The organism is Caulobacter sp. CCG-8, assembly GCF_037402475.1.
Classification (GTDB): Bacteria; Pseudomonadota; Alphaproteobacteria; order Caulobacterales; family Caulobacteraceae; genus Caulobacter.
In genome coordinates this window covers 45,931-71,306 of sequence record NZ_JBBEUD010000021.1, presented here as the reverse complement: position 1 = coordinate 71,306, position 25,376 = coordinate 45,931, and the positions used below count along the sequence as shown (strand labels likewise).

General features: G+C 69.0%; 20 protein-coding genes. 3 read left to right on the top strand and 17 right to left on the bottom strand.

What is annotated here, in order from left to right; genetic code table 11:
• The first annotated feature begins 32 nt into the window (after positions 1-32).
• Together WAE60_RS19115 and WAE60_RS19110 are read left to right on the top strand one after the other, a co-directional pair.
• The gene (locus WAE60_RS19115; protein WP_197026748.1) at positions 33-200 is read left to right on the top strand and encodes a hypothetical protein; all 168 of its coding nucleotides are present in this window, start codon (positions 33-35) and stop codon (positions 198-200) included.
• Positions 201-209: 9 nt separating this feature from the next.
• Positions 210-419, top strand: coding sequence for a general stress protein (locus WAE60_RS19110; RefSeq protein WP_012285637.1), 210 nt, complete (start codon positions 210-212; stop codon positions 417-419).
• A 75-nt stretch (positions 420-494) separates the two neighbouring features.
• Here the strand turns inward: WAE60_RS19110 and egtB are convergent, their stop codons facing one another.
• The 12 genes from egtB to WAE60_RS19050 all read right to left on the bottom strand — a co-directional run bounded on the left by egtB (position 495) and on the right by WAE60_RS19050 (position 19,614).
• Entirely contained in the window at positions 495-2,663 is a 2,169-nt protein-coding gene (gene egtB, locus WAE60_RS19105) for an ergothioneine biosynthesis protein EgtB (protein WP_337687938.1), read from the bottom strand.
• A 152-nt stretch (positions 2,664-2,815) separates the two neighbouring features.
• Complete coding sequence (locus WAE60_RS19100) at positions 2,816-3,283, bottom strand: response regulator (protein ID WP_035018869.1); 468 nt, start codon at positions 3,281-3,283, stop codon at positions 2,816-2,818.
• A gap of 1 nt (position 3,284) precedes the next feature.
• Positions 3,285-6,494 carry a PAS domain S-box protein gene (locus tag WAE60_RS19095; RefSeq protein ID WP_051696031.1) on the bottom strand — a complete coding sequence of 1,070 codons (3,210 nt, stop codon included), beginning with the start codon at positions 6,492-6,494 and terminating at the stop codon, positions 3,285-3,287.
• A 125-nt stretch (positions 6,495-6,619) separates the two neighbouring features.
• Positions 6,620-7,324 carry a glutathione S-transferase N-terminal domain-containing protein gene (locus WAE60_RS19090; RefSeq protein ID WP_029916371.1) on the bottom strand — a complete coding sequence of 235 codons (705 nt, stop codon included), beginning with the start codon at positions 7,322-7,324 and terminating at the stop codon, positions 6,620-6,622.
• A gap of 105 nt (positions 7,325-7,429) precedes the next feature.
• Positions 7,430-9,469: a response regulator gene (locus WAE60_RS19085; protein ID WP_337687936.1), complete on the bottom strand. Its 2,040-nt coding sequence runs from the start codon at positions 9,467-9,469 to the stop codon at positions 7,430-7,432.
• Positions 9,466-15,300, bottom strand: a complete 5,835-nt coding sequence (locus tag WAE60_RS19080; protein ID WP_337687934.1) for a HAMP domain-containing protein — start codon at positions 15,298-15,300, stop codon at positions 9,466-9,468. The genes WAE60_RS19085 and WAE60_RS19080 overlap by 4 nt, the downstream gene beginning before the upstream one ends.
• A 192-nt stretch (positions 15,301-15,492) precedes the next feature.
• Positions 15,493-15,948, bottom strand: a complete 456-nt coding sequence (locus tag WAE60_RS19075; RefSeq protein WP_029916365.1) for a hypothetical protein — start codon at positions 15,946-15,948, stop codon at positions 15,493-15,495.
• 4 nt (positions 15,949-15,952) lie between these two features.
• Positions 15,953-16,717, bottom strand: a complete 765-nt coding sequence (locus WAE60_RS19070; RefSeq protein WP_029916363.1) for an ATP-binding cassette domain-containing protein — start codon at positions 16,715-16,717, stop codon at positions 15,953-15,955.
• Positions 16,714-17,520, bottom strand: a complete 807-nt coding sequence (locus WAE60_RS19065; protein WP_029916361.1) for an ABC transporter permease — start codon at positions 17,518-17,520, stop codon at positions 16,714-16,716. The genes WAE60_RS19070 and WAE60_RS19065 overlap by 4 nt, the downstream gene beginning before the upstream one ends.
• Before the next feature lies 1 nt (position 17,521).
• Complete coding sequence (mlaD, locus tag WAE60_RS19060; protein WP_029916359.1) at positions 17,522-18,037, bottom strand: outer membrane lipid asymmetry maintenance protein MlaD; 516 nt, start codon at positions 18,035-18,037, stop codon at positions 17,522-17,524.
• An 18-nt stretch (positions 18,038-18,055) separates the two neighbouring features.
• Positions 18,056-18,703: an ABC transporter substrate-binding protein gene (locus tag WAE60_RS19055; RefSeq protein ID WP_029916357.1), complete on the bottom strand. Its 648-nt coding sequence runs from the start codon at positions 18,701-18,703 to the stop codon at positions 18,056-18,058.
• A gap of 17 nt (positions 18,704-18,720) precedes the next feature.
• Positions 18,721-19,614: a VacJ family lipoprotein gene (locus WAE60_RS19050; RefSeq protein ID WP_337687926.1), complete on the bottom strand. Its 894-nt coding sequence runs from the start codon at positions 19,612-19,614 to the stop codon at positions 18,721-18,723.
• 295 nt (positions 19,615-19,909) lie between these two features.
• Here WAE60_RS19050 and WAE60_RS19045 point away from each other — a divergent pair, with 295 nt between their 5' ends.
• On the top strand, positions 19,910-20,602 hold the full coding sequence (locus WAE60_RS19045; protein ID WP_029916353.1) for a hypothetical protein: 693 nt from the start codon (positions 19,910-19,912) through the stop codon (positions 20,600-20,602).
• Positions 20,603-20,609: 7 nt separating this feature from the next.
• Here the strand turns inward: WAE60_RS19045 and WAE60_RS19040 are convergent, their stop codons facing one another.
• The 5 genes from WAE60_RS19040 to WAE60_RS19020 all read right to left on the bottom strand — a co-directional run bounded on the left by WAE60_RS19040 (position 20,610) and on the right by WAE60_RS19020 (position 25,376).
• Positions 20,610-21,215: a hypothetical protein gene (locus tag WAE60_RS19040; protein ID WP_337687923.1), complete on the bottom strand. Its 606-nt coding sequence runs from the start codon at positions 21,213-21,215 to the stop codon at positions 20,610-20,612.
• A 9-nt stretch (positions 21,216-21,224) separates the two neighbouring features.
• The gene (locus WAE60_RS19035) at positions 21,225-22,202 is read right to left on the bottom strand and encodes a hypothetical protein (RefSeq protein ID WP_029916349.1); all 978 of its coding nucleotides are present in this window, start codon (positions 22,200-22,202) and stop codon (positions 21,225-21,227) included.
• A gap of 87 nt (positions 22,203-22,289) precedes the next feature.
• Positions 22,290-23,354: a PASTA domain-containing protein gene (locus WAE60_RS19030; protein ID WP_337687921.1), complete on the bottom strand. Its 1,065-nt coding sequence runs from the start codon at positions 23,352-23,354 to the stop codon at positions 22,290-22,292.
• 75 nt (positions 23,355-23,429) lie between these two features.
• Positions 23,430-24,809 (bottom strand): PASTA domain-containing protein, encoded by a 1,380-nt coding sequence (locus WAE60_RS19025; RefSeq protein ID WP_081916956.1) that lies wholly within the window; start codon positions 24,807-24,809, stop codon positions 23,430-23,432.
• 24 nt (positions 24,810-24,833) lie between these two features.
• A complete protein-coding gene (locus WAE60_RS19020; protein WP_029916336.1) occupies positions 24,834-25,376 on the bottom strand; it encodes a hypothetical protein in 543 nt (180 codons plus the stop codon).

Genomic DNA, 25,376 nt, shown 5'->3' with positions numbered 1-25,376 from the left:
GGTTACTTCACTGGAACACGCTGAAGGACGCCATGACCGACCCCGACGCCCCGCCGCCGATCGAGCCCTCGCGACCCGAGTACGACCCGGGCTCCCAGCCCGATGAAGTGCCGATGAACGAGCCGCCCGTCCAGCCGGGCGACGACCGGCCCTATGACGCCCCGCCCGCGCCGTTCCCCCCCGTGACCAGTCCCGATTAGGAGCAACCTATGGACCTCGACACCGAACGGCCCCGCGGCCGCCGAGGCTTCGCCGCCATGGACCCCGAACGTCGTCGCGAGATCGCGCGCAAAGGGGGGGCCAGTGTTCCCAGTGAAAAGCGCAGCTTCGCCAAGGACCGCGACCTCGCGGCCAATGCGGGCCGCAAGGGCGGCTCCTCGTCGCGTGGCGGCGGGCGCCTGTCCGGGCGCGACGCCTGACATGAAGCGCGCCGCGGCCCCGGCCCTTTCGAGGGTCGGGGCCGCGGCCGCTTTCCGATGTGAATTCCGCCCGCCTCAGCCGGCCAGGGCGAAGACACCGAAGCTCGGGCTGTCGCTGATCCAGCGCGCCGCGACCTTCCAGCCCGCGCGTCGGGCCAGGTCCACGAACATTTCCGGGGCATACTTGTAAGAGTTCTCGGTGTGGATCGTCTCACCGGCCTCGAAACGGATGTCCCGCCCCGCCAGGTGCGCGGTCTGGTCGATGCGGCTGACCAGATGCATCTCCATACGGCTTTCCTCGGCGTTCCAGACGGCCCGATGGTCGAAGGTGTCCAGGTCGAAATCCCCGCCCAGTTCGCTGTTGATCCGCGCCAGCACGTTCTTGTTGAAGGCCGCCGTCACGCCCTGGGCGTCGTCATAGGCGGGCACCAGGATGTCCGGGCTCTTGGCGATATCCACCCCGACCACGAACATCGCGCCGTCGCCGAGTAGCTCGTGCGCGCCGCGCAGGAAGTCCTCGGCCTCGGGCGGGGCGAAATTGCCGATCGTCGAGCCCGGGAAGAAGCCGGTCACCGGCCGTCCCCGCGCCGCCGCCGGCAGCCGGACCGCGCGCGTGAAGTCGTCGACCAGCGGCGCGACGATCAGGCCCGGATAGTCGCGACGCAGCGCCTCGCTGGCCTCGTCCAGCGCCGACTTGCTGATGTCGATCGGAACGTAGACGCCCAGCTGCGGCATGGCGTCCAGCAGCAGGCGGGTCTTGGTGCTGGCCCCGCTGCCGAACTCGACCAGGGCCGCGCCCTCCATGACCCGGGCGGCGATCTCGGGCGCGATGCGGCGCAGCAGCGCCGTCTCGGTGCGGGTGGGATAGTATTCCGGCAGCTCGCAGATCGCCTCGAACAGTCGCGAGCCCTCGGCGTCGTAGAAGTACTTGGCCGGCAGGGTCTTCCGCGCGGCCGTCAGACCGGCCAGGGCGTCGTCCAGGAAGGTGGAGGCCTGGAGGGTCTCGCGGTCCGACGTGCTGGCGTCGTCGGCCAGGCGCACGCCCGTGAAGGCCCAGCGCTGGGCCGGATGGAAGAAGTTGCGGTACGACGGCCGCGTATGGCCGGGCGGGCTTTCGGCCGCCCCGCCCCGCAGGACCATCTGGTTGATCATGAACTTGCCGTTGTACTCGCCCAGCGCGCCCGCACCGGGCTTGAAGCCGGGATAGGCCACATAGGGGCTGGCGGTCCACTGCCAGGCCTCGTCGGACGTCTGGCGCAGTGCCTGGCCTTCCGAGGCCGTGACGGCGGCCTCCCACTCGGCCTCGGTCGGCAGCCGGCGGCCGCACCAGGCGGCGAAGGCGGCGGCCTCGTAGTAGCTGACATGGCCCACCGGCGCGTGGGGATCGACGGGACGACGGCCCGACAGGGTCATCACCGACCACGCGCCGCCCTCCTCCCGCCGCCAGTAGAGCGGCGCTTCCCAGGCCTGCTCGTTGACCGCGGCCCAGCCGTCGGACAGCCACAGGTCGGCCCGGCGATAGCCGCCGTCCTCGATGAAGGCCAGCCACTCGCCGTTGGTCACCAGGCGGTCGGCCAGGCGATAGGGTTCCAGATGGACCTTGTGGCGCGGCCGCTCGTTGTCGAAGGCGAAGCCGGGACCGGCGTCGCCGATCTCGACCAGCCCGCCCTCGAAGGCCAGGTAGCGGACGGCGCCGGCGACCGCGCGCTCCGGCGAGGCCGCGTCGCGATAGGCCGGCTGCAGCGGCGACTGGGCGAACAGGTGCAGCAGGTCCATCAGGATCAGCTCCTGGTGCTGCTCCTCGTGGGCCAGGCCCAGGTCGAGGCGCTCGATCACCTCGGCCGTCGGCGCGGTGGTCAGCAGCCGGACCATGGCCGCGTCGACATGGGCGCGATAGGCCCCGACCTCGTCGGCCGAAGGCCGGGTGACCAGGCCGCGGAGGGGCCGCGGCTGACGGGGCCCAACGGCCTCGTAATAGGAATTGAACAGATAGGCGAAGGCCGGGTCGAACACCCGATAGCCCGGCAGGAAGGGCGTCAGCAGGAAGGTCTCGAAGAACCAGGCCGTATGGGCCCGATGCCATTTGACCGGGCTGGCGTCGGGCATCGACTGCGCGCCCTGATCCTCGGGGGAAAGCGGCTTGGCTAGGGCCTCGGTGCGCCGCCGGACCGCCAGATAGCGATCGACCAGGGCGATGGCGCGGGCCTCCGAAGCCTCGCGTGCAGGGGTATCGTCGGGACTCATGCGCTCTCCTGGCGGCCCTGCCTCGGGGAGCTTGCGCCGCCCGATGAGCTCAACGAATAAGCAACTTGAGTGTTCCCCCCTCGCGGTTCAAGCGGCGCCTGGAATAAAAAGTGAACGACAGTCGAAGACCGTCGCCCTCGACCGCGCCAGGCTCAGAGCAGGAAGGGCTCGGGACCGTCGTCGATGGGCAGCATCACGGGCGGCGGCCTCTCGGGTTCCGGCGCGGATTTGGTCGCCCTGACCGGTCTGGCCGGCGCCTTGCGCAGCAGCCGCCCCACCCGCTGCAGCAGTTGTTCGTCCTTGAACGGCTTGGCCAGGAAGTCCCGCGCGCCCAGGGTGATGGCCTGCTTGACGTCGTCGGGCTGGTTGCGGGCGGTCAGCACCATGGTCGGGGTGTTCAGGCCCTCCTGGCGCATCTTGCGCAGCACCCCGAAGCCGTCGAGCCGGGGCATGTTGATGTCCAGCACCAGGGCCGACGGCCGCAGCTCGTGCAGCCGCTTGAGGCCTTCGAAGCCGTCGCGGGCGAAATAGGTGTCGTAGCCCGCGATATCGAGGCGGGTGGTGATCAGGTCGAGGATGATCGGATCATCCTCGACGATCAGGATACGCGTGCGACCCACCTCACGCCTCCGCGAGATCGGCCAGGTCGAGATCGCCGCCCAGGTCGTCGGGGACGCCGTCCCAGCGCGTGAACCGGTCCACGGCCTCCACCAGATCGACCGCCATGATGGGCTTGGACACCAGGCCGTCGAAGCCGTGGTCCAGGTCCAGCAGATTGAGGTCGGTTTCCGCCGTGAAGGCCAGGATCGGCACGTCCTGGTTGGGGCCCGGCGTGTCGCGGATCTCGCAGAGGGCGTCGATCCCGGAAAGTCCGGGCATCCGCAGGTCCATCAGGATGCAGTCGAACGGCTCCAGGGCCGCCGCCTCGAGCGCGGCGCGGCCGTCGCCCGCCTCGGCGACCTCGGCCCCCATGTGCTCCAGCACGGTGCGCGCCAGTTCGCGATTGACGAAGTTGTCGTCGACCACCAGCACCCGGACCCCGTCCAGACGCCGCCCCGCCTCCGCCACGGGCTCCAGCGCGGGCGCCTCGCCGCCCAGGCCCGTCGCCCGTTCCGCGGCGATGTGGAAGCTGAACACCGCCCCCTCCCCGAGCGTGCTGCTCACGGCGATGCCGCCGCCCATGGCCTCGGTCAGGCCCTTGCAGATGGCCAGCCCCAGGCCGGTGCCGCCATGCCGGCGGGTGGACGACGCGTCGACCTGGGAGAAGCGCTGGAACAGCTTGGTCTGCTGCTCGACGCTCATGCCCTCGCCGGTGTCCTCCACCCGCATCCGCAGCCGGGCCGCGTCCGGGTCGTAGGCGACGAACAGGCGCACGGCGCCCTGCCGGGTGAACTTGACCGCGTTGCCCACCAGGTTGAGCAGCACCTGGCGGACGCGGTCCGGATCGATCATCACCCGCTCGGGCAGCTCGCCCTCCGCCTGGCATTCCAGCCACAGGCCCTTGTCGTCGGCCTGGGGCGCGAACAGGGCCAGGGCGTCCTGGGCCAGCGTCAGCGGCGAGACCGCGCGGGGCGTGATCTCGACCTGGCCGGCCTCGAGCTTGGAGAAGTCGAGCACGTCGTTGACGATCGCCAGCAGCGCCTGGCCCGCGCTCGACACGCGCTGCACATAGCGTTGGGACACCTCGTCCAGCTCCGGGCGCTGGGACAGCAGCCCCGAGAAGCCGATGACCGCCGTCAGCGGCGTGCGGATCTCGTGGCTCATATTGGCCATGAACTCGCCCTTCACGACCGCGGCCGCCTCGGCCTCGGCGCGGGCGGCGGCCAGCGCCTCCTCCTGATCGACCTGGGCGGTCACGTCGCGGATCACGTCGAGGAAGCCGGTGGGTGCGTCCGTGGCGGGATCGCGCAGCAGCGAAGGGTTGGATTCCAGCCAGACCTCGCGGCCGGCGGTCTTGTGCGAGACCCGCCAGCGGACGCGCCCGGCCGAGCCGCCCTTCAGCAGGTTGCGATAGACCCGGCGCACGCGCACGCGCTCCTCCGGGTGGGCCAGGTCGGCGGCGCCGCGCCCGATCACCTCGGCCGGCGCGTAGCCGGTCACCTCCTGGCAGGAGGCGGCCACGAACGTGATCTTGCCGTCCAGGCCGGCCGTCAGGATCATGTCGGTGGTGTTCTCGGCCATCAGGCGATAGCGGGCCTCGCTGTCCTTCAGCGCCGCCTCGGCCGCCCGCCGCGCGGTCAGGTCCTCGATCTGCGAGATGAAATAGCGGGGCGAGCCGTCGGGATTGTCGACCCGCGACACCGCCAGCTGGATCCAGATGATCGAGCCGTCCTTGCGGATGTAGCGCTTGTCCATCCGATAGGTGGAGATCCGGCCGTTGTAGAGGTCCTCCACCAGGCTGAGATCGGCGTCCAGGTCGTCGGGGTGGGTGATGGCCTGGAAGTTCAGCGCCAGCATCTCCTCGCGGCTGTAGCCCACCATCTCGCACAGCATCGGATTGACCTTCAGGAAGGTCCCGTCCAGCCCGACCAGGCACTTGCCGATCGGCGCATGCTCGAAGGCGTTCTCGAACAGCTCCAGCTGTTCCTTCCGCTCGGTGATGTTGCGGAAGACGTTGACGATCTCCCTCGCCTGCCCCTGCGCGTCCCGGACGATATGGGGATTGCCCTCGAACCAGACCCAGCGGCCGTCGGCGGCCTGATAGCGGTGCTGCCGGTTGGCCAGCAGATCGGGAACCGAGCCCGTGAACAGCGGCCTGGAATTGGCGATCAGGCGTTCCCGGTCGTCCGGATGCACCAGCCGGTCGTACGGCGTGCCGACCAGGTCCTCGGGCTCGTAGCCCATCGTCCGGCAGGCGGGCGAGACGTAGAGCAGCGTCCCGTCGAGGGCGCAGCGGACGATGACGTCCGAGGTGTTCTCGGCCAGGAGCCGGTAGCGCGCCTCGCTGGCGGTCAGGTTCTCCAGATTGCGGACCTGGTCGGTCACGTCCTGGAACAGGCCGATCAGGGCGACGACCTGGCCGTGCTCGTCCAGCTCGCAACCGGCCTTGGACTGGACCACCCGCGCCTCGCCGTCCGGCCGGATCATCCGCGCCTGGAAGCTGGAGGTCGTCTTGCTGGCGATCGCCTCGGCCAGCCGGTCGGCGACCAGCGCCTGGTCGTCCGGATGGAACGCCTCCAGGCCCGACTGGAAGGTAGGGACGTAGGTCCGGCGGTCCGCGCCCCGGATCTCATAGAGCAGGTCCGACCAGTAGACCTCGCCGGTCACGAGGTCGTAGCGCCAGTGCGCGACACCCGACATGGTCTCGGCCAGCTTCAGCAGGCGCGCCTGCTCCCAGCGCACGCGGTTGACGCGCATCCGCTCCAGCTCGTCGACGATGATGCGCGCCAGGGTCCGCAGGCGGTCCAGCTCGCGGTCGGTGGGACGCGGGCGGGGCTTGGTGTCGATGATGCAGAGCGTGCCGAGATTGTAGCCCTCCGGCGAGGTCAGCACGGCGCCGACATAGAAGCGCACGCCCATGTCGCCGACCACCGAGGGATAGTGGGCGAAACGCCGGTCCAGCGTGGCGTCCTCGACGATCATCACCGCGCCGGGGCCTTGCTCGATGGCCACGCTGCAGAACGCCTCGCTGCGCGGCGTCGAGCAATCCGTCAGCCCCTGGCGCGACTTGAACCACTGGCGCTCTTCGTCGATCAGCGAGACCAGGCCGATGGGCGCGTCGAACAGGTCGCACGCCAGCTGGGTCACGCGATCGAAAGCGGCGTCGGGCGACGTGTCCAGCACGCCGTAGCTCTGGAGCGCCCGGATACGCCTCGCTTCGTTGTGGTTCATACTGAGCCTCCGAGGCCTCAGCATGGGTCCAAAGGTCCGCAAAACCCGTTAAGGCGACCGCGACAATCGCGCGCGGGGCGTCGGGAACCACCGCCGGGCCGGAACCCGGCGGCGGTGGAAGCCCGTCAGGGGCGCTTGGGGATTTCCAGGCCGCGCTGGACGGCCGGACGGGCGAGGCCCCGCTCCAGCCAGGCCGGCACGTGCTTGAGGCTGGCGTAGTCGACCAGATCGCCCGCGCCGTAGAAGCCGACTAGGTTGCGCACCCAGCCGAGGGTCGCGATGTCGGCGATGGTGTACTCGTCGCCCATGATCCAGTCGCGGTCGGCCAGGCGAGTCTCCAGGACGCCCAGCAGGCGCTTGGATTCGGCGACGTAGCGATCGCGCGGCCGCTTGTCCTCGTAGTCCTTGCCCGCGAACTTGTGGAAGAAGCCGACCTGGCCGAACATCGGGCCGACGGCGGCCATCTGGAAGAACACCCAGGCCATGGTCTCGTAGCGCCGGGCCGGGTCCTTGGGCAGGAACTTGCCGGTCTTCTCCGCCAGATAGACCAGGATCGCGCCGGACTCGAACAGGCCCAGCGGCTTACCGTCGGGGCCGTCGGGATCGATGATGGCGGGGATCTTGCCGTTGGGGTTCAGCGACAGGAATTCCGGTCCCCAGGTCTCGTTCTTGCCGATGTCGATGGTGTGCGGCTCGTACGGCAGGCCGATCTCCTCCAGCATGATCGACACCTTGACCCCGTTCGGCGTGGGCAGGCTGTAGAGCTGCAGGCGGTCGGGATGCTGGGCCGGCCAGCGCTTGGTGATCGGGAAGGCTGAGAGATCGGTCATCGTCGGCTCCGAAAGCAAAAGGCCGCCACTGCCGGCGCGGCCGAGCTTGTCAGATGGTCTCGCTCGGCGCGACGACAAGGCGCCGCCCGTCGAAAGCCTCGCCCCTCAGCCGCGTTGAGCCTTGGCGGGGGCCTTGGCGGGGACCTCGGCGTCCAGCACGACGCGGACCTTGGCCGCCAGGGCCGGGCCCAGATAGGGCTTGTCGATCATCGGGAATTCGTTGGCCCAGGACGCCGCCTCGTCGCCCACATAGCCGGAGGTCAGCAGGACCTTCAGCTCGGGCCGTACCTTGAGCGCGGCGTGGGCCAGCTCGACGCCGTTGACGCCGCCGGGCATGACCACGTCGGAGAACAGCAGGTCGAACGCCTTGCGGCTCTTCAGGCGCTTCAGAGCGGCCGCGGCCGTGTCGGCCGTGGTGACCTGATAGCCCAGCCCCTCCAGCGTCTCGACCGCCATGGCCAGCACCGCCGGATCGTCCTCGACCACCAGCACCCGTTCCGAGCCGCGGGCCGCCTCGGTCGTCTCGTCGCCGCCGCCGCGCTGGCTCAGCGCCGCCTGGCTCAGCGGCAGGGAAACCTCGAACACCGCGCCCTCCCCCGGCGCGCTGGTCACCGTGACCTCGCCGCCCGACTGCCGGACGAAGCCGTAGACCTGGGACAGGCCCAGGCCCGACCCCTTGCCGATCTCCTTGGTGGTGAAGAACGGCTCGAAGATGCGGGAGGCCACGTCGGCGTCCATGCCCTGGCCGGTGTCGCGCACCATCACCAGGATCCGGGGATCGTCCCCGCCGGTCGACTTGGTGGAGATCGACAGCAGACCCCCGCCTTCCATCGCGTCGCGGGCGTTGACCGCCAGGTTCAGCAGGGCGCTCTCGAACTGGGCGGGGTCGAGGTGGGCGGGCAGCGCCTCGCCCGCCAGGCTCAGCTCGATGCTGACCGCTTCGCCGACCGCCTGGCGCAGCAGCGGCGCGAAGTCGGAGATCAGGACGTTGAGGTCGACGGTCAGAGGATTGAGGCGCTGGCGGCGCGAGAACGCCAGCAACTGGCGGGTCAGGGCCCCGCCCTTCTCGGCCGCCAACCGCACGGCGTCGATCTGCCGGGCCAGCTCGTGCTGGTCGCCGGTCCGCCGCTTGATCAGCTCGATATTGCCCAGAACAACCGTCAGCAAGTTGTTGAAATCGTGGGCGACGCCGCCGGTCAGCTGGCCCACGGCCTCCATCTTGCGGGCATGGCTCAGCTGCTCCTCCAGCCCCCGGCGCTCGGTGTTGTCCAGCAGCGTGCCGAACACCACCTGCCGGCCGCTCTCCTCGTCCTGGGCCAGCACGCCCTGGTCGATCAGCGACCGGTACGACCCGTCGGCGCACTGCCAGCGGTACTCGCAGGCGTAGGAACCGGACTTGCGGGCCTCGGCCTGGGCGCGCACCACGATGTCGACGTCGTCCGGATGGACCCGGCTGATGCCGAACTCGGCCGAGGCCAGGAAATCCTCGGCGGAGAAGCCGGTCAGCTCGATCACGTTGCCGCCGACGAACAGCGGCTCGTAGGGCGCGTCGGCCGTGCGCGAATGGAACACCACCGGCAGGGCGCGGAGGATCGCCTCCTGGCGCTCCTGGGTGCTCCGCAGGGCCCGCTCCGCGGCCAGCTTCTCGGCGTGGATGCGGGCGTTCTCCTCGATCAGCAGGCGGCGGCTCTCCGACTGCTGTTCCAGCTCCAGGGTCTTGATGTGCAGGTCGACCAGCACCTGCACCTTGGAGCGCAGGATGAAGGGATCGACCGGCTTGAACACCACGTCGACGGCCCCCGCCGAATAGGCCTTGAAGATGTGGGCCTCGTCGCGGAACACCGCCGTCAGGAAGACGATCGGCACGTCGCGGTTGCGCCGCCGCTGGCGGATCAGCTCGGCGGTCTCGTAGCCGTCCATGCCCGGCATGTGCAGGTCCAGCAGGATCACCGCGAAGTCGTCGACCAGGAGGCGTCGCAGCGCCTCCTCGCCCGACCGGGCCACGACCAGTTCCTGGCCCAGGGTCTCCAGCGCCTGGATCGCGGCGAACGCGTTGCGCTCGTCGTCGTCGACGATGAGGATCCTCGTCCTTGGTCGGTCCTCGGGCGGCGGGGTCGCCTGATGCTTTACCGCGGGTACGGTCATTGCGCTGCGGTGCTGTGGATGGCGACGACGTTGTCTCCGGCCAGGCGCTGGGCGTCCGTGCGCTGGACCGAGACCCGCAGGACCGAGATCAGCTGGTCGATGTCCACGGGCTTGGAGACGTAGTCCGAGGCGCCCGCCTGGATGCACTTCTGGCGGTCGCCCTTCATCGCCTTGGCGGTGACCGCGATCACCGGCAGGTCGGAGAACCGCGGTCGGGCCCGGATTTCACGCATGGTCTCGTACCCGTCCATGTCGGGCATCATGATGTCGACCAGCACCATATCCACCGACGGCAGGCTGTCGAGCAGCTCTAGCCCCTCTCGGCCGCTCTCGGCGTAGCGCAGCTCGATGCCGTATTCCTCCAGCGCGCTGGCCAGCGAGAAGATGTTGCGGATGTCGTCGTCGATGACCACCGCCGTCAGCCCCGTCAGGACGGCGTCGGCGTGGCGGCTGTGGGCGATCATCGCCTTGGCCGGGCTGGACAGGCGATCCAGCGGCGCGTGCAGCGACATGGTGACGTGGTCGATCAGCTGCTCGGGCGTGCGCGCCAGGCGGGCCAGGCCGGAGAACACCGCCAGGCGGAACCGGCGATCCTCCTCGGGATCCAGGTCGTCGGGCGCGTAGAGCACCGCCACCCCCGACGCCGCCCCGCGCTGCTTGAGGGTGTCGATGAACGGTCCGACCGGCCCGGCTCCGACGTCGATCACCAGGCAGCCGCCCTCCTCGACGAAGGCCTCGTCCGGCAGGTCGGCCAGGGCAGGAACCACCTTCACGGCCCCGATCGCCTCGCGCAGCGTGTCGGCGGCCTGGCCCTCGCCGCCGACCAGGATCGGGGCGCGGCCGGTCTCGGCCACCAGCTTCTTGACCTTCTCCAGGGTCGAGGCCACCGCCTCGCGCTCCACGGGCTTGCTGGTGAAGCCGAAGGCGCCCATCGACAGGCCGAGCCCGCCATGGTCGTCGGCCGAGATCACCTGCACGGGGATGTGGCGGGTGTCGGGCGTGCGCTTGAGCAGGTCCAGCAGGGCCAGGCCGTCCATGTCGGGCAGGCCGATGTCCAGCATGATGGCGTCCGGCGAGAAGCGGCGAGCCAGGGACGGCACGGCCGAGCCCTCGCCGGTCACCACGCCCTTGAAGCCGCCGTCGCGGACCAGCGACAGCAGGATCGAGGCGAAGCGGGTGTCGTCCTCGACGATCAGGATCACCGGGTCGCCGGGCTCGATCTGCTCACGGTCGTCCACCACGGTCTCGGCCGGTTCGACCGATCCGGCCTCCGCCGTCGACAGACGGAAGGTCTGGACCGGCGAGGTGGCGGGACGCAGCGGCTGGGTGGGTTGGGGCTGGGCCGACGGGCTGAAGTTCAGCGGCAGGTACAGGGTGAAGGTGCTGCCCTGCCCGGGGGTCGAGACAACCCGCAACTCGCCGCCCAGCAGGCGGGTGATCTCGCGGCTGATCGACAGGCCCAGGCCCGTGCCGCCGTACTTGCGGCTGGTGGTGCCGTCGGCCTGCTGGAAGGCCTCGAAGATGATCCGCTGCTTGTCCTCGGGGATGCCGATCCCAGTGTCCTCGACCGAGAAGGCCAGCACCTGGCCGGCCTTGTTGAGGTGGTCGTTGCCCAGGGCCCAGCCGTCCTCGGCGCGGGCGATCGACAGGCGCACCGAGCCGGCCTGGGTGAACTTGAAGGCGTTGGACAGCAGGTTCTTGATCACCTGCTGCAGGCGCTTGTCGTCGGTGTACATCGAGCGCGGCAGGGCCGGGTCGATGTTGATGAAGAAGTCCAGCTTCTTGTCCTGGGCCAGCTGCGAGAAGGTGCGGTCGGTCTGGTCGCGGAGGCTGGCGAACGACATCTCGCCGATGTCGAGGGTGACGGTGCCGCTCTCGATCTTCGACAGGTCCAGGATGTCGTTGATCAGGCCCAGCAGGTCGGCGCCGGCGCTGTGGATGTTGCGGGCGAACTCCACCTGCTTGGCGCTGAGGTTACCCTGCGCGTTCTCGCTGAGCATCTTGGACAGGATCAGCAGGCTGTTGAGCGGCGTGCGCAGCTCGTGGGACATGTTGGCCAGGAACTCGGACTTGTACTTCGAGGTCAGGGCCAGCTGTTCGGCCTTCTCCTCCAGCGCCGCCTTGGCCTGCTCGACCTCGGCGTTCTTGGCTTCCACCTGCTTGTTCTGGGCCGACAGCAGGACCGCCTTGTCCTCCAGCTCGGCGTTGGTCTGCTGCAGTTCGTCCTGCTTGGAGCGCAGCAGTTCTTCCGATTGCCGCAGCGACGCGGCCTGCAGTTCCAGGCGGTCGTTGGTCTTCTTCAGCTCCTCCTGCTGGGCCTGGAGTTCGGCGGTCAGCAGCTGGGACTGCTCGAGCAGGCCTTCGGTCCGCATGTTGGCGGCGATGGTCGACAGCACGATGCCGATGGATTCCATCAGCTGGTCGAGGAAGGCCTGCTGGGTCTCGTTGAAGGTCCCGAAGGTGGCCAGCTCGATCACCGCCTTCAGCTCGCCTTCGAACAGGGCGGGCAGGACGATGATGTTCTGCGGCGAGGCCTCGCCCAGACCCGAACTGATCTTGATGTATTCGGACGGGACGTTGGTCAGCAGGATGCGCTGGCGCTCGGCCGCGCACTGGCCGATCAGGCCCTCGCGCTGGCGCAGGCGGGCCGGCGGCCGGTCGCCTGGGTTGGAGGCGTAGCTGGCGGCCAGGTTCAGCACCGGCTCGCCGTTCACGTCGTGGTCCGAGACGTAGAACACCCCGTGCTGGGCGTTGATCAGCGGGGCCAGTTCCGACAGCACCAGGTTCGACACGGTCGACAGGTCGCGCTCGCCCTGCAGCATGCGGCTGAACCGGGCCAGGTTGGTCTTCAGCCAGTCCTGCTCGGTGTTCTTCAACGTCTGATCCTTCAGATTGCGGATCATCTCGTTGATGTTGTCCTTCAGGGCCGCGACTTCCCCCGACGCCTCCACGGTGATCGACCGCGTCAGGTCGCCCTTGGTCACGGCGGTGGACACCTCGGCGATGGCGCGGACCTGGGTGGTCAGGTTGGCGGCCAGTTCGTTGACGTTGTCGGTCAGGTCGCGCCACAGGCCGGCGGCGCCGGGCACCCGGGCCTGGCCGCCCAGCTTGCCTTCCGAACCCACTTCGCGGGCCACGTTGGTCACCTGGTCGGCGAAGGTGGCCAGGGTCTCGATCATGCCGTTGATGGTGTCGGCCAGCGAGGCGATCTCGCCCTTGGCGTCCAGGGTCAGCTTGCGCTTCAGGTTGCCCTGGGCGACGGCGGTCACGACGTCGGCGATGTTCCGCACCTGGCCGGTCAGGTTGGCGGCCATCATGTTGACGTTGTCGGTCAGGTCCTTCCAGGTGCCGGCCACGCCGGGCACCTGGGCCTGGCCGCCCAGCTTGCCTTCCGTGCCCACTTCCCGCGCCACGCGGGTCACTTCCGAGGCGAAGCCGTTCAGCTGGTCCACCATGACGTTGATGGTCGACTTCAGCTCCAGGATCTCGCCCTTCACATCGACGGTGATCTTCTTGGAGAGGTCGCCCTTGGCGACGGCGGTGGTGACGTCGGCGATGTTCCGCACCTGGCCGGTCAGGTTGGCGGCCATGAAGTTGACGTTGTCGGTCAGGTCCTTCCAGGTGCCGGCCACGCCCTTCACCTGCGCCTGGCCGCCCAGCTTGCCCTCGGTGCCGACTTCCCGCGCCACGCGGGTCACTTCCGACGAGAACGAGTTCAGCTGGTCCACCATGACGTTGATGGTGTTCTTCAGCTCCAGGATCTCGCCGCGCACATCGACGGTGATCTTCTTGGACAAGTCGCCCATGGCGACGGCGGTGGTCACCTCGGCGATGTTCCGCACCTGGCCGGTCAGGTTGCCGGCCATCAGGTTGACGTTGTCGGTCAGCTCCTTCCAGGTGCCGGCCACGCCTTTCACCTGCGCCTGACCGCCCAGCTTGCCTTCCGTACCCACTTCGCGGGCCACGCGGGTCACTTCCGAGGCAAAGCCGTTCAGCTGGTCCACCATGACGTTGATGGTGTTCTTCAGCTCCAGGATCTCGCCGCGCACGTCGACGGTGATCTTCTTGGACAGGTCGCCGTTGGCGACGGCGGTGGTCACCTCGGCGATGTTCCGCACCTGACCGGTCAGGTTGCCGGCCATGAAGTTGACGTTGTCGGTCAGGTCCTTCCAGGTGCCGGCCACGCCCTTCACCTGCGCCTGACCGCCCAGCTTGCCTTCGGTACCCACTTCGCGGGCGACGCGGGTCACTTCCGAGCTGAACGAGTTCAGCTGGTCCACCATGGTGTTGATGGTGTTCTTCAGCTCCAGGATTTCGCCGCGCACGTCGACGGTGATCTTCTTGCTGAGGTCGCCCATGGCGACGGCGGTGGTAACCTCGGCGATGTTGCGGACCTGGCCGGTCAGATTGCCGGCCATCAGGTTGACGTTGTCGGTCAGCTCCTTCCAGGTGCCGCCGACGCCGGTCACGTTGGCCTGGCCGCCCAGCTTGCCTTCCGTACCCACTTCGCGGGCCACGCGGGTCACTTCCGAGGCGAAGGCGTTCAGCTGGTCCACCATGACGTTGATGGTGTTCTTCAGCTCCAGCACCTCGCCCTTCACGTCGACGGTGATCTTCTTGGAGAGGTCGCCCATGGCGACGGCGGTGGTCACCTCGGCGATGTTCCGCACCTGGCCGGTCAGGTTGCCGGCCATCAGGTTGACGTTGTCGGTCAGGTCCTTCCAGGTGCCGGCCACGCCTTCCACGCGGGCCTGGCCGCCCAGCTTGCCTTCCGTACCCACTTCGCGGGCCACGCGGGTCACTTCCGAGGCGAAGGCGTTCAGCTGGTCCACCATGGTGTTGATGGTCGACTTCAGCTCCAGCACCTCGCCCTTCACGTCCACGGTGATCTTGCGCGAGAGGTCGCCGCGGGCCACGGCGGTGGTCACCTCGGCGATGTTCCGCACCTGGCCGGTCAGGTTGCCGGCCATCAGGTTGACGTTGTCGGTCAGCTCCTTCCAGGTGCCGGCCACGCCCTTCACGTTGGCCTGTCCGCCCAGCTTGCCTTCCGTACCCACTTCGCGGGCCACCCGGGTCACTTCCGAGGCGAAGCTGTTGAGCTGGTCCACCATGGTGTTGATGGTGTTCTTCAGCTCCAGCACCTCGCCCTTCACGTCCACGGTGATCTTGCGCGAGAGGTCGCCGTTGGCGACGGCGGTGGTCACCTCGGCGATGTTGCGGACCTGGCCGGTCAGGTTGGCGGCCATCAGGTTGACGTTGTCGGTGAGGTCCTTCCAGGTGCCGGCCACGCCCTTCACCTGCGCCTGGCCGCCCAGCTTGCCCTCGGTGCCGACTTCCCGCGCCACGCGGGTCACTTCCGAGGCGAACGAGCCCAGCTGGCCCACCATGGTGTTCACGACCTTGCCGATGCGCAGGAACTCGCCGCGCAGGGGGCGTTCCTCGTTCTCGAGGTCCATGGTCTGGGAAAGATCGCCCTTGGCGGTGGCGCCGATCACGCGGGCCATTTCGGCGGTCGGGTGGACCATGTCGGTGATCAGGTTGTTGACCGCCTCGACGCTGGCCGCCCAAGAGCCCGTGGCGCCCGGCAAACGGGCGCGATGGTTGATCTTGCCCTGCTTGCCGACCACGTCGCCGAGGCGTTCGAACTCTTTGCTGATTTGATCGTTCAGGTTGACGGCGTCGTTGAACGCCTCGGCCAGTTCACCGTCCAGACCGGACAGGTCGGTGGGCAGTCGCACCGAGAAATCGCCGCGCCGGAAGGCGCGCAGGGCGGCCAGGAGCTGGTGGTTGTCGAGCCCGCGCTGCTGCGCTTTGGACTGTGCCGCCGGCATTGAACATACTCCACGTCGAAAACGTTCGATCACGTGGGCGGCGCTAAATGAGACGACGGTCCAGGCTTTTGAAGCGGTTCACGCTTTCGACAACCTAGACCGGTCCTCATGACCCCCCGAACGGGTCCAACGCGGGGGCAAATCTTTGGTTCCGCTTTACGGTGAAGCTTTTTAAGGCGGTGCGCGACCGGCCTAGCGGGCCAGCTTCGCGCGGACCGAGGCTTCGACCTTGTCGACGCCGCGCAGGGCGTCGCCCGAGGCCTCCAGCTGGCTCTTGAAGACGTGGAGATCGCCGGTGTCGATGCGGCGCACCTTCTTGTCGCGGGCCCATTCCAACCCGATCGTCTGGCCCAGCCGGCAGGCCTTGGGCAGCAGCGCGGCCCGCTCGGCCGGCCCGCCGCGGATCAGCAGCTTGCCGACGATGTCGTTCCAGTTGGGGGAGCCGGCAAAGCACATCGGCAGATGATCGCACTCGCCGGTCCAGAACCGCCGGTACCAGCGCTGGTGCAGCGCCGTGTCGAACCGCAGGGCGGCCGGATCGAGCTGGGACCGGCAGTCGGCGCGGACATAGTCCTGGGCGTGGGCGCCGCCGGCCAGGCCCACCGTCAGCGCGGTCAGGAGGGCCGTCGCCGTCCCACGGTGCGCCATCGTCCTAGACCATGCTCGCCATCGGGCCGTCCGCGCGGCCGTCGACGAACTGGCGCACATAGGGATTGTCCGTCCGGTCGAGCTCGGCCGGGGTCCCGCGCCAGATGATCTTGCCGGCGTTCAGCATGGCGATCTCGTCGCCGATCGTGCGGGCCGAGGCCAGGTCGTGGGTGATCGACACCGCGGTGCAGCCCAGCCCCCTCACCTGCTCGACGATCAGTTCGTTGATCGCCGACGAGGTGATCGGGTCCAGGCCCGTGGTCGGTTCGTCGAAGAAGATGATCTCGGGATTGGCCACCACCGCTCGGGCCAGGCCGACCCGCTTCTGCATGCCGCCCGACAGTTCCGACGGATAGGAGTCGGCGACATGGGCGGCCAGGTGCACGCGGCCCAGGGCCTCGATCGCCCGCGCCTTGGCCTCCTTGCGGGGCACGCCGTCGGCGTTGATCAGGCGGAAGGCGACGTTCTCCCAGACGCTGAGGCTGTCGAACAGCGCCGCGCCCTGGAACAGCACGCCGATGCGCTCGAACAGCTTGCGGCGCGACGCCCCGCCCATGCCCAGCAGGTCCTCGCCGTCGACCAGAACCTTGCCGGCGTCGGGACGCACCAGGCCCATGGCGACCTTGATGGTCACCGACTTGCCCTGACCGGACCCGCCGATGATCACCAGCGACTTGCCCGCCGCGACGCTCAGGTCCAGCCCGTCCAGGACCGGACCGTCGAAGCGCTTGCGCACGCCCTTCCATTCGAGTTTCGGCGTCTGGGTCATGCGGCGGTGAACAGCGTTGTGAGGAAGTAGTCGGAGGCGAAGATCAGGATCGCCGAGGACACCACCGCGTGGGTGGTCGCCCGGCCCACGCCGCGCGCGCCGCCCTTGGCGTTGTAGCCGTGGTAGCACCCCATCAGGGCGACGATGAACCCGAAGACGGCCGCCTTGATCAGGCCCGAACCGACGTCCCAGCCCTGGATGAAGTTCATCGTGTTGCGCACGTAGATCGTCGAGTTGAAGTCCAGGATCCGCACCGCCACCAGCCAGCCGCCGGCCACGCCGATGATGTCCGCCACCAGGGTCAGCAGCGGCAGGACCAGGGTCGCGGCCAGCAGGCGCGGCGCGACCAGGTAGCGGAACGGGTCGGTCGACAACGTGCGCATGGCGTCGATCTGCTCGGTGGCCCGCATCGCCCCGATCTCGGCGGCGATGGCGGCCGACACCCGGCCCGCCAGCATCAGGGCCGCCAGCACGGGACCCAGCTCGCGCGTGATGCCCAGGGCGACGATCTGCGGCATCACCTGCTCGGCGTTGAAGCGCCCGCCGCCGGTATAGATGTTAAGCCCCAGGGCCGCGCCGGTGAAGATCGCCGTCAGCCCGACGACCGGCAGGGAGAAGAAGCCGATGGCCGCCAGCTGGCGCACCAGCTGGATCGGGAACCAGGGCGGGGTGAACACCGAGACGACGCCGCGCACGGCGAAGACCCCGACCCCGCCCACCATGCGCAAGGCGCCCAGGGTCGAGCGCCCGATGGTGCGCAGGGGCTTGAAGATGCCCGGGATCGCGGCTTGGACCGCGGCCATCTCAGTAGCTGTCCGGAGCCGTGGCGGCGGACGCGGCGGGCGGCGTCTCACCGGCCGCCGGCGCGGCGCCCCCTTGGGGCCGCATCACCGAGCCGATCAGGCCGAACAGGTCGACCGCGCCCTGGGTGTTGTCGATCTCGCCGCCGGGCTTGATGTCGTCGGGCGCGCCGCCGGGCGCGATCGCCACGTGGACGCCGCCCAGCAGGCTGTCGCTGGTGACCTTCGCGGTGGAGTCCGAGGGCAGCTTCACATCCGGATCCAGGGTCAGCTTGGTCACCGCCAGATAGGTCTTGGGATCCAGTTTGATTTCCGAAACCGTGCCCACCTTCACGCCCGCGACGCTGACCGCCGCGCCCGGCGCCAGCGAGCCGACCTGGCCGAACTTGGCCGTGACGTCATAGCCGCCCGGCTTGCGGCCCACGCCGCCGACGCTCAGCGAATAGACCAGGAAACCCGCCGCCAGGACGAGCACGAGGAGACCCATCAAGGTCTCGGCCCATTGTTCGCGCAACCCCATGTCCAGAGTCCCCCGCTCTTATCGCGACGCCGGACGCTGGGCGTCGCGCTGCAGTTGGCTGATCAGCACGTCGACGTTGCCGCCGGCGTTGTCGATGGTCGAAACGAAATCCTGCTGCTGGGTGATCGCCAGCCACACGCCCTTGAACTGGACGTCGACGACCTTCCACGCGGTCCCGCCGCCCAGCACCCGCCAGGACACCTGCACCGGCTGGCCCAGCTGGCCGCCCGAGATCGTGGTGTTGACGATCACGTCGCCCGGCTTGCGCACCGTCGAGCCCGTCACCTTCAGGGTCTCGCCGTGATAATCGCTGATGCGGTTCTGGTAGACGCTCTCGGCATAGACGCGGAACGCCGCCGCGAAACGGGTCCGCTGGTCCGGCGTGATGGTGCGGGCGTACTTGCCCAGCACGAAATTGGTGATCCGCGGCACGTCGGCCAGTTCGTCGATGCCCTGGTGGAAGGTCGCCTTCTTCTGGGCCACGCTCTGGTTCTTGTCGGCCAGGACCGAGATCACCCGCTGGGCCCGCGTCTGGACGAACTGCTCGGCCTGCGGCTCGCGCTGGCCCTGCGCCAGGGCCGGGGCGGCCTGGGTCATGACGCCGAGGCCGACCAGGGCGACCAGGGCCAGTTGGGCGAAGCGGCGTGTGGGATGGGCGTTCGTCATGGGCGTATCCGGGGGATCTATTGTGGTTCGGGAGGGGCCGCGGGGGCGGCCGGCTCGGACGTGGCGGGTTGGGGCGTAGCGGATTCGGCGGGAACGGTCGAAGTCTCGGACGGCGGGGCGACAGGATCGGTCGCGGCCGGGACGTCGTCGAAGTCGGGCAGTTCCTGCACCGCGCCCGTCGCCTCGCGGATCAGGGCCTCGCGGTGCTGGCCATAGGCCGAGCGCGCGGTGGCGTAGGGATCGACCGCCTGGTCCAGCGCCCGGAACGCCAGGTCGGCGTTGGCCCGGGTGTCGATCGTCTGGGTGACCAGGCGCGTGATGCCGAACGGGCTGGTCCAGCCCTGCCCCGCCAGGCCGATCGGGTCGGTGAAGAAGTCGAACACCCGGCCGACGCCGTCGCGGAAGTTCAGCGGGCCCAGCACCGGCACGTACAGATAGGGGCCGGGCTTGACGCCGTAGCGGCCGAAGGTCTGGCCGAAGTCGGCGTCGTGGGAGCGGATGCCCATGCCGGCGGCGACATCGAACAGGCCCAGCACCCCGACGGTGGAGTTGATCGCGAACCGCGCCGTGGTCCGGCCTGCCCGCTTGGGCTTGCCCTGCAGGACGTCGTTCAGGAACGTGCTCGGTTCGCCCAGATTGTAGACGAAGGCGCTGACCCGGTGCCGGACAGGCGTCGGCGTCACCGCCATGTAGCCGTGCGTGACGGGCCGGAAAACGGCGCGGTCCAGACCCATGCTGAACGCGTAGCTGCCCCGGTTGAAGCCCTCGAGCGGATCGTACTCGATCTGCGCCATGTCCGACGCCGCGTCCGGCGCGGCGACCAGCGGGATGGGCGTTTCGACCGAGGCCCGGGCGTGCGCCGACGATGCCGCCGCCGAGATCCCCCCAGCGGCGATCACGGCCAGAGCCATGGTCGCTGTCCGTACACTCACGCTCAAGCCCTGCATTTTCTTCAGTATCTTCGTGGCCGACCCACCGATCCTCCTGGCGTTTCGCCAGGCGTCGGCAGGAGGCATGTAGGCGCCGCTCGAAGCTAGGCAAGGGCTAAGGGCCCCCAGAACGTCATCCGCGTACGGAAGCTGAACCATGGTGCAAAATCGTGACGCCCGGCCAAGGTTGGCTCAACACAACTTTCGAGACGCATGATCTTTACCTTGTCGCGATGGTGGAGATTGGGCAGACTTCCTCGTCAAAGCGAGGCGAGCCATGGACCGTTTGCGTGCGCCGTTCTTCTGGCTGGCAGGCTTCGTCCTGCTGGTGGCCCTGCTGATCGAATGCGCGTCGGCGTTCATCCTGGACGCCGTGCACCAGGCCGGCTTCGAGGCCTCGACCCCGGGCCTGGGCATCCGCTACCTGCCAGTGCTCGACGGCCTGCTGCTCTACACCGTCGCCCTGATGGGCCTGGGCATCCTGCTGTCCCGCAGCGTGATCGGCCGGATCCAGGGCATCGTCACCCTGGTGATCGCCTTCTTCGGCCTGCTGGGCGCGATCGTCATGGCCCTGGCGGCCCTGGGCCTGCTCATCCTGATGGTCACCCTGCTGGTGGCCATCCCGTTCGGGACCATCGCCTATTTCGCCGCCTTCGCCGACTTCCCGACGGGCGCGGCCACCGCCACCCTGGGCCTGATCCTGATCCTCAAGATCGCCTTCTGCATCCTGCTGATCCTGGCCCACGAGCGCTTCCTGCAGAACAAGGGCATCGTCATCCTGAGCGCGGTCTCGATCGGTGCGACCCTGCTGCTGGCCTTCCTGATCGACTTCCCGCCGGGCTTCCTGGCCAGCATCACCGACGCCATCGGCGCGCTGATCATCGCCATCGTCGGTGCGATCTGGCTGTTGATCCTGCTGATCGGATCGATCCTGGCGACGATCTCGGCGCTGCGGACCGTGCGGGTCTAGACGCGGGTCACCGCACCGTCACCTCCAACGGCTGGTCGCCCAGGGGCTTGATCTCGATCACGCCGCCCGAGCGATAGATCACGGCCGAGACGTCGTCGTCCTTGGCGCGGCAGAGGAACTGGTCGCCGGACCTCCGGACCTTCCGCCAGGCGTCTCCGCAGTCGTCGACCTCGTCCTCGTCCAGGCGGGTGTTCTCGGCGCACAGGCACACGGCCTGGGGGCTGGTCTCCCCCTGCCCGGGCGCCAGGACCGTGTAGGTCGCGACCGCGCCTCGCCCCTGGATCAGTCGAAGACGGGCCATGCGCATGTCCTTGTCGGCCGCCGGAACGGACACGGTTCGGGACCCGCGGTCCTGGCCAGCCGGGAATTCGACCACCTCGGCCTTCTTGAACAGCTTCGGCGCGAACGGGCGCGAGATGCTGCCCATGACGGCGGCCATGGACGGAGGTTCCCAGTCCGCCAGGGCGTCCTCGTCGATATTGCCGTTGCTGTCCGTGGGCGGCCCGTGGGCCGACGGCGGCGCAGGCGGCGTGGTGGCGCGATAGACGGCCACGCCGATCGCCACGACGAAGCCGAGGATGATGAGGATCAGGATGATGATGACGATCTTCATCGGCGCGGCTCACCCATAACCGGCCATCATGATGGCCACGAACGCGGCGCCCAGTCCCGCCACGCCGATCACCGAGGTGACGATGGCCAGCGGCCAGGGCCAGCAGACCCAGCCCGTCACCGTGCCGCTGCCGTCCAGGAACCGCTGGCCGGTCCGGTCCGTGGGGTTGGCGATGCCGTAGGCCATCACCTCCCAGGGATTGTCGAAATAGGTCCACCAGGTGATCGCGTCCCCGATCCGGCGGCTGGAATCGATCAGGCCGGCGATCAGGGCCGGGATCAGGGTCACCAGCATCCAGCCGACATAGGAGAACCAGAAGAACGGCCCTAGCAGGCGGTTCTGCCAGATGTGGATCGTCTCGTGCTTGAACAGGTCCGTCGTCGGGTCCCAGGCGTCGGTGTTGCTCATCACCGCGCCCTGGGTGAAGGCGAAGCCCGACCGCACCGCGAAGCCCTGCTTGTAGCGGTGGGCGTCGTGGCGGTTCTCGTCTGGGCCGTCGCCGTGGTCGCCCCAGGCGAAGTTGATCAGGTGCATCAGGACGCCGTTGGTGTTGCCGCCCAGCCCCCAGGTGACGTCCAGCAGGAAGGCCGGCGCGCCCAGGCCCGCCCACTTGTGTGTGGCCCACAGGCCGTCGAACAGGCCCACCAGCCCGCCGACCACCAGGGCGATCCACAACAGCGCCTCGACGCCGATCACGGGATGGCCGAAGCCCAGCGAGATCAGGTTCACCACGCCCGGCCAGATGAAGAACAGCAGGCTGGTCACGGTGATCGCCGCGTCCGAGTCCCCGCCGACGCTCAGCATGATGCTGATGAAGGTCCGGGCCAGGAAGGCGCCGAGCGTCGCGGTGAGGAAGGTCTCCAGCACGCGCCACAGCGCCGCGCTCCCGTCGCCCTTGGCCAATCGCACGATCAGGGCCACCAGCGCCCCGGCCACGCCGAAGGCCAGGGATCCGAGGATGGCCTCCAGAGAGAAGATCCGCTCCATGATGCACTCCTTGCGGACCCGCCGAAGCGGGTCCCCCTCTTTCACGATCGCCGGACCCGCGCCGGGCGGGTCCGGGGGTTTGGACGCCTAGCCCGCGGGCGACGCGACCTTGGTTCTCGGGATGATCCGCTCGGGCCGGCAGGCGCGATAGCGGGACGGACCCGCCGCGTTCTCCTGGGCCACGACGGTGCGCCGCTCGCCGGTGACGCAAACGTGGTCGCCGTTGTAGCCGTCGCGCCAGACATAGCCCATCAGACAGGTGTCCGGACCGTACGGACCGCCGTTCGGATTGCGGCGCGCACCGGCCTGGCCGTTCTCCAAACGGGCCAGGTAGCTGGACTCGGGCGGGACGCAGACCCGGTCGTTGGGCCAGGCCCCGCGCCAGACAAAGCCGTCGATGCAGGCGCCGACCGCCGGATCGCAATTGGCCTCGGCCGGTTCGATGATCGGCGGTTCCTCCTTGGGTTCCTCCGGCGGGGGTGTGACGGCCGGCAGGGGGATGGCCACCGTCAGCAGGATCGTCTCGCTCTTCTTGGCCTTGACGTCGGCGGCGGGCGACTGGTCCAGCACGGTGTCCGGGGCCTTGTCGACCTCCTTGTCGGTCCGCTTGACGGACTTGTAGCCGGCCTTGTCCAGCGCTTTGACGGCGTCGGCATAGGGTTGGCCGACCACGTTCGGGACCTTGCCCCCTCCGCCCAACGCCACGACGGCGATGATCACGGCGATCACCAGGACCAGCACCCCGCCGGCCACCGCGATGATCCACCACGGGAACGGCTTCTTGGGCGGCGGCGCGGGGCCGGCGGCCGGCACGGTGACCGTCGCCGCCGTGCTGTCGGTGCTGTCGTTGTCGGGGTCGTTGACGTTGGTGGCCCGCAACTTGATCCGGTGCTGGCCCGGCGGCGCCGCGGCCGGGATCTTGGCGACCACGGTCACGGTCTGGTTCTCGCCCGCCGCGACCGGCCGTTCCGATTCCCCCTGGACCTGGTACCACTCGGGTTTGCCCTCGCCCTGGACCTGGACGCTGAAGCGCGCGGTCAGGCCCTCGCCCGTCTTGTTGGTGACGCCGAAGACGGCGCTGCCCTTGTGGAAGCCGCCCTCGGTCTTCAGGGCGACGGTGGTCGGTCCGTCCGGAATCTCGAAACTCGGCATGTCCTGATCCTTGGGTTCGACGTCCTTGCGGTCGACGCCGCGCCGCGGGCTTCGCGCCCGCGACGCGGCGCGCGATCACTTCGGCAGGGTCCTCAGCGTGGTCGGCGCGACCGTCTTCACCGACCGCATCTGGGTGCTGTAGGTCAGGATGTTCGCGTCCACGATCGCCCGGCAGAACGCGATGTTCGCCTGGGCGCTGGCGACCGTGATGTTCACCCGGGTGCCCAGGGCGACCCTGGTCTTCGGCTCGATGCTCTGGGTCATGATCATGTTGGGCGTCCCCACGCAGGTGGAGCCGATCGACCCGATGTCTGTCCCGGCGTTCTTCAGCGCCTGGATGCCCGCGATCCCGCCGATCTGCGGGCTGAGCAGGTTGGGCACGACCACGCCGGGATCAGTCGTCAAGGCCACGACGCTGCCCTTGGGGGCCTTGGTGTCGCCGGCCGGATTCTGAACCAGGACGGAGTCCGGCTGTTGACCGGAGGCCTTCCCGACCGCCGACGTGACCTTGAAGCCGCGATCCTCGAGCAGCGCCTGCGCGGCCACCAGCGGCTTGCCGGCGACGCTCGGCACGGCCACCGTCTCGCCGACGGCCACGGTCAGCTTGACCTCGGTCGTCGCGGGATCTGCCTGCGCGTCGGCCGCGGGTTCCTGCTTGAACACCTGACCCAGGGTCTTGTCGCTGGAGACCTCCTCGATCGCCGGCCCGACCTTGAAGCCGGCCTTCTCGAGCACGGCGGCGGCGTCGGGATAGTCCAGCCCGGTCACGCCGGGCACGGCGACCGTCGGCACGCCCGCGACGGTCAGCTTGACCCGGGTCGTCTTGGGATCGGCCTTCGTGCCGGCCGCGGGGTCCTGCAGGAACACCTTGTCCAGGGGCTCCTTGCCGGGCGGCGCCTGTCTGATCTCCGGTTCGGCCCCGTAGCCCTTGTCCTTCAGGGCCGAGACGGCGGAGGCGTAGTCCATCCCGATCACCTTCGGGACCTTGGAGCCGCCGCTCATGACCACGACGGCGATGATCACGCCGATCACCAGCACCAGCACGCCGCCGGCCACCGCGATGATCCACCACGGGAACGGCTTCTTCTTGACCTGCGGCTTGACGACCGCCGGGATCGTGATGGCCGCGGCGGTGCTGTCGGTGCTGTCGTTGTCCGGGTCGTTGACGTTGGTGGCCCGCAGCTTGATCCGATGCTGGCCGGCCGGCGTCGCGGCGGGGATCTTCGCCAGCACCGTGACCGTCTGGGTCTCGCCGGCGGCGACGGGCCGCTCGGGTTCGCCCTGGATCTGATACCATTCGGCCTTGCCGGCGCCCTGGATCTGCACGCTGAACCGGGCGGTCAGCCCCTCCCCGGTCTTGTTGGTGACGTTGAACACGGCGTTGCCCTTGTGGAAGCCGGCCTCCGTCTTCAGGGCTACGGTCGTGGGGCCGTCCGGAATCTCGAAACTCGGCATGGGCGTTCGTCCTCGTGCTCGCGATCAGGCTGCAGAAAATTCGATTTCGTAGGTCGTGTAGGCGGGACGCTCTTCGTCGACGATCCGACGCACTAGATCGGCCAAAGGCCGTGCGGCTGCCGGGGCGACGACGCGCAGGTGGAAGCACCGTGCGACGCCTTTGGGCCCGGGCGGGTTCTCCTCCACGGCGTAGCCGGAGACCCCGGTCGCCACGGTCAGGATGCGTTCGAGGGTCCGGCGGGTGCCGCGCCAGCGCGCCAGCTCGGCCGCCTCCAGGCACAGCAGCCGCAGGCGGCCCATCCCGGCGGCGTAGCGCGGCGCGCCCTCGCCTGGGCGTCCGCCGGTCCAGTCCAGATAGCGGTCCAGGTCCAGCCAGCGGGCCAGCATCAGGGCGAAGTTCGGCGGCGCGCGCATCGGGTCGACGTGGGCGTCGAGGGTCGCCAGGGCGTTCTCGGCCGGCGCCTGCAGCATCTCCATCACCTCCAGCGTCGCCGCCAGCGGCTTCTTCGGCGCGATGGCGGACTGGTAGGTCTCGGGCAGCAGGCGGGCGATGCGGGCGCGGTCCAT

What these genes read in the sequence shown, in the direction of transcription:
- WAE60_RS19090 (WP_029916371.1), bottom strand. Translation starts at nt 7,324, where the DNA reads ATGACCGATCTCTCAGCCTTCCCGATCACCAAGCGCTGGCCGGCCCAG.
- egtB (WP_337687938.1), bottom strand. Translation starts at nt 2,663, where the DNA reads ATGAGTCCCGACGATACCCCTGCACGCGAGGCTTCGGAGGCCCGCGCC.
- WAE60_RS19110 (WP_012285637.1), top strand. Translation starts at nt 210, where the DNA reads ATGGACCTCGACACCGAACGGCCCCGCGGCCGCCGAGGCTTCGCCGCC.
- WAE60_RS19045 (WP_029916353.1), top strand. Translation starts at nt 19,910, where the DNA reads ATGGACCGTTTGCGTGCGCCGTTCTTCTGGCTGGCAGGCTTCGTCCTG.
- WAE60_RS19030 (WP_337687921.1), bottom strand. Translation starts at nt 23,354, where the DNA reads ATGCCGAGTTTCGAGATTCCGGACGGACCGACCACCGTCGCCCTGAAG.
- WAE60_RS19085 (WP_337687936.1), bottom strand. Translation starts at nt 9,469, where the DNA reads ATGACCGTACCCGCGGTAAAGCATCAGGCGACCCCGCCGCCCGAGGAC.
- WAE60_RS19035 (WP_029916349.1), bottom strand. Translation starts at nt 22,202, where the DNA reads ATGGAGCGGATCTTCTCTCTGGAGGCCATCCTCGGATCCCTGGCCTTC.
- mlaD (WP_029916359.1), bottom strand. Translation starts at nt 18,037, where the DNA reads ATGGGGTTGCGCGAACAATGGGCCGAGACCTTGATGGGTCTCCTCGTG.
- WAE60_RS19020 (WP_029916336.1), bottom strand. Translation starts at nt 25,376, where the DNA reads ATGGACCGCGCCCGCATCGCCCGCCTGCTGCCCGAGACCTACCAGTCC.
- WAE60_RS19050 (WP_337687926.1), bottom strand. Translation starts at nt 19,614, where the DNA reads ATGGCTCTGGCCGTGATCGCCGCTGGGGGGATCTCGGCGGCGGCATCG.
- WAE60_RS19025 (WP_081916956.1), bottom strand. Translation starts at nt 24,809, where the DNA reads ATGCCGAGTTTCGAGATTCCGGACGGCCCCACGACCGTAGCCCTGAAG.
- WAE60_RS19080 (WP_337687934.1), bottom strand. Translation starts at nt 15,300, where the DNA reads ATGCCGGCGGCACAGTCCAAAGCGCAGCAGCGCGGGCTCGACAACCAC.
- WAE60_RS19095 (WP_051696031.1), bottom strand. Translation starts at nt 6,494, where the DNA reads ATGAACCACAACGAAGCGAGGCGTATCCGGGCGCTCCAGAGCTACGGC.
- WAE60_RS19065 (WP_029916361.1), bottom strand. Translation starts at nt 17,520, where the DNA reads ATGGCCGCGGTCCAAGCCGCGATCCCGGGCATCTTCAAGCCCCTGCGC.
- WAE60_RS19055 (WP_029916357.1), bottom strand. Translation starts at nt 18,703, where the DNA reads ATGACGAACGCCCATCCCACACGCCGCTTCGCCCAACTGGCCCTGGTC.
- WAE60_RS19070 (WP_029916363.1), bottom strand. Translation starts at nt 16,717, where the DNA reads ATGACCCAGACGCCGAAACTCGAATGGAAGGGCGTGCGCAAGCGCTTC.
- WAE60_RS19115 (WP_197026748.1), top strand. Translation starts at nt 33, where the DNA reads ATGACCGACCCCGACGCCCCGCCGCCGATCGAGCCCTCGCGACCCGAG.
- WAE60_RS19075 (WP_029916365.1), bottom strand. Translation starts at nt 15,948, where the DNA reads ATGGCGCACCGTGGGACGGCGACGGCCCTCCTGACCGCGCTGACGGTG.
- WAE60_RS19040 (WP_337687923.1), bottom strand. Translation starts at nt 21,215, where the DNA reads ATGAAGATCGTCATCATCATCCTGATCCTCATCATCCTCGGCTTCGTC.